At 49.9% G+C, this 5,186-nt stretch carries 2 protein-coding genes and 1 pseudogene; all 3 read right to left on the bottom strand.

All coding sequences use genetic code 11. From position 1 onward, the window contains the following. Positions 1 to 77: 77 nt before the first annotated feature. Positions 78 to 2,807, bottom strand: a complete 2,730-nt coding sequence (locus HMPREF2872_RS04380; protein WP_070631472.1) for a lactoferrin/transferrin family TonB-dependent receptor — start codon at positions 2,805 to 2,807, stop codon at positions 78 to 80. A gap of 86 nt (positions 2,808 to 2,893) precedes the next feature. Next, positions 2,894 to 4,672 (bottom strand): transferrin-binding protein-like solute binding protein, encoded by a 1,779-nt coding sequence (locus HMPREF2872_RS04375; protein ID WP_070631470.1) that lies wholly within the window; start codon positions 4,670 to 4,672, stop codon positions 2,894 to 2,896. A gap of 138 nt (positions 4,673 to 4,810) precedes the next feature. After that, a pseudogene (locus HMPREF2872_RS04370) lies at positions 4,811 to 5,186 on the bottom strand (aspartate/glutamate racemase family protein); the annotation flags it as partial.

The following is a 5,186-nucleotide window of genomic DNA, read 5'->3' as shown; positions in this document are numbered from 1 at the left end:
ATGTCTTGGTGGGAATTTAGGGGATTTGGGGGAATTTTGCAAAGGTCTCCTATTGCCTTGATGCACGGTTGCTTAGGTTAAAACTTCATCTCCAAAGTCAGGGTGTAATTTCGTCCCGGTGCGGCGTAGCGGTTATACCTACCGACATTATTGTGCCTATTGACCGCTCCTTCGGCAGTCTGCCTTACAGACTCCCAAGTGGTATACCGGTAGTTGAAGAGGTTATACACGCCTGCACGCAGGGTCAGGTGTTTCTTAATATTGTAATATCCGAAAACATCCGTAACATGCCAAGGCCGCGTCCGCCGTGATGCTGCTTTTTTAGCATTGGCATTACCGTTCAACAGCGCCTGGCTACCTAGCAGTTCGTCAACAGATTTTGCCTTGGAATAAGTAAACATCGTATTGATGCCCCATATTCCGTCAGGATGGTCGTAACCCAAACCCAATACATATCGTGAAGGTTGGACGGCATCAAAGAGATATGAAGTTACAAACGTCCTGTCGGCGCGTATATCGGCATCTTTGACCTTGATACGGTTATAGGCAAGCGTGGAATACAACCCGTCCGGCAACCTGCCCCATACACCGTGCCAATCGATTTTACCCAAAATATTGATACCGGCTATCCGTGCATTTTGAGCATTTCGGTATCCGGGGTCGCCAGAAGCCGAAGTTTGCCCGTTTTGAGTTCGGGTTTCATAACCGAATGCAATCAGGTCGCGATAAGCATTGTTGAAATAGCTGGCTTCCAAATTGCCGAAGTCCCCTTTAAATACAATACCTGTCTCTCTATTAAAGGATTTTTCCGGTTTCAGATCCAACGTTTTCAAAGACTCCCCGGCTCTCCAGCCGTACATTTCGGCAAACGACGGTAGACGGAAGCCCGTAGAAGCGCGATAAGTCAAATCCATCCAGGTGAAAGGCTTGAGGACTACGCCTGCGTTCCAAGAAAGGTTGCGGTGAGTGCCGGTAGAGACACTCTTATCTTCCGAATGCGTACTGCGGTAATCGTAACGTATACCTGCTCCGACATCTGCCCACCTGCCCAAACGGACATTGTCTTGAACGGCTGCATAATAACCGTTGCCGCCGATATTCCTCGGTGTGCAGTCTGTATAGGTGTTATTGCCGAAACGGCATATCGGCGATGTATTGACCGTGGTCTTGCCGATAGACACCCAATACGGTTTGCCTTGGCTTCCATTGGGCGACTGCGCCCCTTCCGGAGTTTTCGATCCATATGCCTGAACTGCGTTTTGCAGATAATAATCGCTGTGGGACAATTGCGACTTAAAGCGGTCGTACCCTAGATTGATACTCAAATTGTGACGGATTTTGGCCGTATCAAATGCCTTTTTAAATACTGCTTGGAACAGGTTTCGGCTTTCTTCATAAATCATCCGGTCGGATTTATAGAAGGAATACGGTTTATTGCCGTCGGGACGGCAATTTTTATCCGAACCGTCGTGAGAGCAATGCGTCTGCTGCAAACGGTTGTCCAAATCTATACCTTGCCGGTCATAAGAAAGTCGGGCGTAATCGGCCCAGGTATCCTTGTCAGCATTATGGTAAACATATTCGACCCCGTACCGGTTTTTAGTATGGCGTTCATCATAAAACACGCCGGTACCGTAACCGATACCCTGCAATGTACCGCCCTCTCCCTGAACAAACAGCCTTTCGGCCTTATTATTGCCCGAATATTTGCCAAAGCCGCTCGGCGTACCGTTTCTCCGGACACTTTCATTCAGGTCGGCCTCGGTAAAATAGGCAGGAACAGTCATATCCCGTGTATCAAAGGTCTGCTGCGTACGTTCAAGAACGGCTCCGACATAATGGCGGTTGTCCAAATGCCAACCCGGTCGGAACAGCCATGATTGGCTGCCATACTCAAGCGGGTCCGCAAGGAAGCGGCTGGGGCCGGTATAATCCTGCGTGCTGACGGTTTTGCGCTCATCTTTGGCCAAAGCATCTTTTTTCGCATTGTCTTTACAGGCCGCATATCCATTGGAACATTCCTCTTCGACAATGAAATTTGCGTACGGATGGGTATCCTCGACCGGTATCAGCCGATTGAAGCTCTGCACACCTTTACCAGCATCTTTATGCGCATGGATTTCCTGCCCCCGCCGTTTAGTATAAATAAGGAGGGCTTCCGCGCCGCCGCTGCGTCCTGCAAGCGCAAGGGACTGTGTCAGGGCATGGTCTTTTCCAGAATAGGCAGTTTTACTCTGAATGCCCCACTGTTTTCCCTCTCCGATAATGTCGGCTGCGGTTTTGGTTTGAAATGCGACCGAACCTGCCAATGCGCCGTTTCCGTATTCTGATGAATTCGAACCCTTGCTGATTTCAACGGCCTTAACGTTTTCATACTCAATTTCATTGATTGCGCCGCTGCTGCCCGCCGTCCTCGTCCCACCCAATGCCGCCTGCGCGGTGTAGGACTGTATTTGCGAAACGCCGTCTACCGTTAAGGAAACACGGTTTTTATCCATGCCGCGTATTGAATAGCCGGAACTTGCGCCCCGACCCTGTTCGACCACGGCAATACCCGGATCGTAACGGGTCAGGTCTCGGATATTCAAAACCTGTTCTTTACTTAGCGTCTCGGAAGATTTGACCAGCTTGCCCAGCCCGGTTACTTCGTTATCACGGCGGGTTTTCTGTTTTTTCGCATTGACCTGCACGGTATCGAGCTGCTTTTCCCACACTTGTCCGGACGGTAAAACATCCGCATAAGCAGGCAGCGCAGTCATCAGCGACAGGCATAAAATATTTAATCGGAACAAATGTTGCTGTTTCATATCATTTCTCTACTTACTGCCTTCAGACGGCATTTAAAGCCGATATGCCGTCTGAAGAACTTTCCTCTGTCAACCGGCAGCCCAGTTTACCGGGCAAGCTGTTGGCGTTTCGTACCGAATACCACTGCCGCCTTGCCGCTTTCTCCCTCCAATGTATTTCCGGAGAACGATCCGCCCATCTCAATGGCGGTTTTGCCGTAGAAGCCGCCGGACACATCTGCACGGATATTCGTCCGTTTCGGATCGATGGTATTTTTCGGATCTAATGCAAAGCCGTTTTCACCGGTTTTCGCCACACCTGAAAAACCGTTGCCCTGAATCGTGGCAGTGATGGTGAATACGGGGGCAATGCGGTCTTTCGCCGTCAGCATACCGTTGAGGGTTTTCTCGGCAAAATTAACTTTAAACTCCGCCCGGTTACCGCCTTCCTTATTGGAAGGTTCGGCACTCCAACTCGTACCATTAACAATAGTACCCGACCATGTACCGCGATATACCGCCTCTCCCGCCGTTACAGGCATATCGGAAACCGGCGTACGGCTGCCCTGCAGGAACATATCGTGCGAACCGCCGTGTTCCAACACCCCGAAATGCAGGTAATCCAAATTGGAGCAGCATACCGACACCTTCACACCGTCTTTCTCAAATACATGCTGGAATGCCGTCTGAGTGCCTTCGGACGGTACAAGCGCAAGCTCTACGCCGTCAATCAGCAGTTTGGCCACGTTGCCGAAGCTGTCTATCTGTTTTTTCACAAAATCCGCACCGATGCGGTAAGCGTCCATAAAGGTTTCAGCCAATGGTTTTTCTGCACCGTCTTTCTGTTTCGCGCCGAATACGGCAAGCACTTTCTTATCGTTTGCCAAAAACTTGCCGCCCAACTCATCGCCCTGAGGCCCGTAGAAACCACCTTCCAGACTATCAGAATCAGAAACGAAGGGATGACCGTTCCCAGTATCTTTATCTGCAGCCAACGCCTTACCTTTGAAGCGGTTGCCGTGCAGGTTAGCCTGAATGTCGTACCGTTTAATTTGTTTGGTTTTATTTTCGGTTTCGTTATGGGTAATCCGGTTATTGCGGTAGAGCGCGCCGGTCATGGTCTTGGCGGCGAAATCCACCTCAAACTCGCTGGTCAGCCCGAAATCGGTCTGACCTTTCGGTGCCTCGCTTTCATTGCGCAACACATCCGCTTCCTCGGCAGACAAAGCCCCGTACCTATCCCCCGCTGGCGGACTACCCAACTGGGGAAACTTCTGTTTTTCCTTGGCATCGGTTACATAATCCCAAGTACCTTTGTAAATCGCTTTGCCCATCGGCAGAGCTTGGGAAGGATTGCTGCCTTTGTAGAAAAGATAGCCGTCCGGACCGAAAAGGGCGATATTGTTTTTGGGATCGATTTTATTGGCACCGTTGCGGTAGATATAGCCCGAGCGGACATACTTGAATTTCGTGTATCCTTCCACGCGGCTTTTGCCGTCGCCCGTTGTAATGGATTCGTTCAGCGTACCCTTATCCATCGCAAAAATGTCATCCTTTTGGGGAAACTTATCCGGTTCACCCGCCGCCAATTTCACCCAATCTGCTTCCGACAGCGGCTGATGCCCCTGTTTCACGTTGAAATGGACATTACGGCGCGGTATTTTGGCTGCAAAACCGTAAGCCGGACGGTCGTTTTCCGCCGCCTGCGCTTCATCGGGTTTTGCCGGTTTTTCAGTCTGTTCGTCTTGGTATTTCGGTGCTTCGGACTGCGGGTTGTGCTGTTTCGTTTCCACGCTGTCCAAATCGAAACTGCCGCCGCCCGCGCAGGCAGAAAGCAGCAGCACAGGCAGGATACCGGCTGCTTGGGCAATAAGTGAATTTTTCATATCAACTTTTTTTAAAAATGATAATAGTTTATATTCTATTAACTTAAAATGTAATTTGCAAACATTTTCTGACGTATCTTCACAAAAAACACCCACACATCCTTACTCCAGATATGCGGGTGTTTGAGCAAACTTTGCCTAACCCAAAGACACCATTTCAATCTGCTCCATCGTCCTACCCAGAAAACGTTCGCCTATCGTTCTGAATTTCAAAGGAATATCGCTGACATAAAAACGATAGTCGGGATTATTGTTGTCAGTATTGAGTAATCCCTCCTGCGCAAGGACGCGTGCTGTTTCTTCAGCCATCGTAATTGCAGAATCAACCAACGCGACATTACCCGCCTCCCTACCGATTAAGGGCTTGAGCAAGGGAAAGTGCGTGCAGCCCAACACCAGCGTATCGATGCCGTCTGCAAACAATGGTTTGAGGTATTCGCATACGGTCAGGTGGGTAACTTCATGTCCCAACCAACCTTCCGCATCGGTACGGGTATGTTGTTTGTAACCGAGT

It is taken from the genome of Neisseria sp. HMSC069H12, assembly GCF_001812735.1.
In the GTDB taxonomy this organism is placed as follows: Bacteria; Pseudomonadota; Gammaproteobacteria; order Burkholderiales; family Neisseriaceae; genus Neisseria; species Neisseria subflava.
The sequence above is the reverse complement of the archived record's forward strand: the minus strand, read 5'-3'. Positions and strand labels throughout refer to the sequence as shown.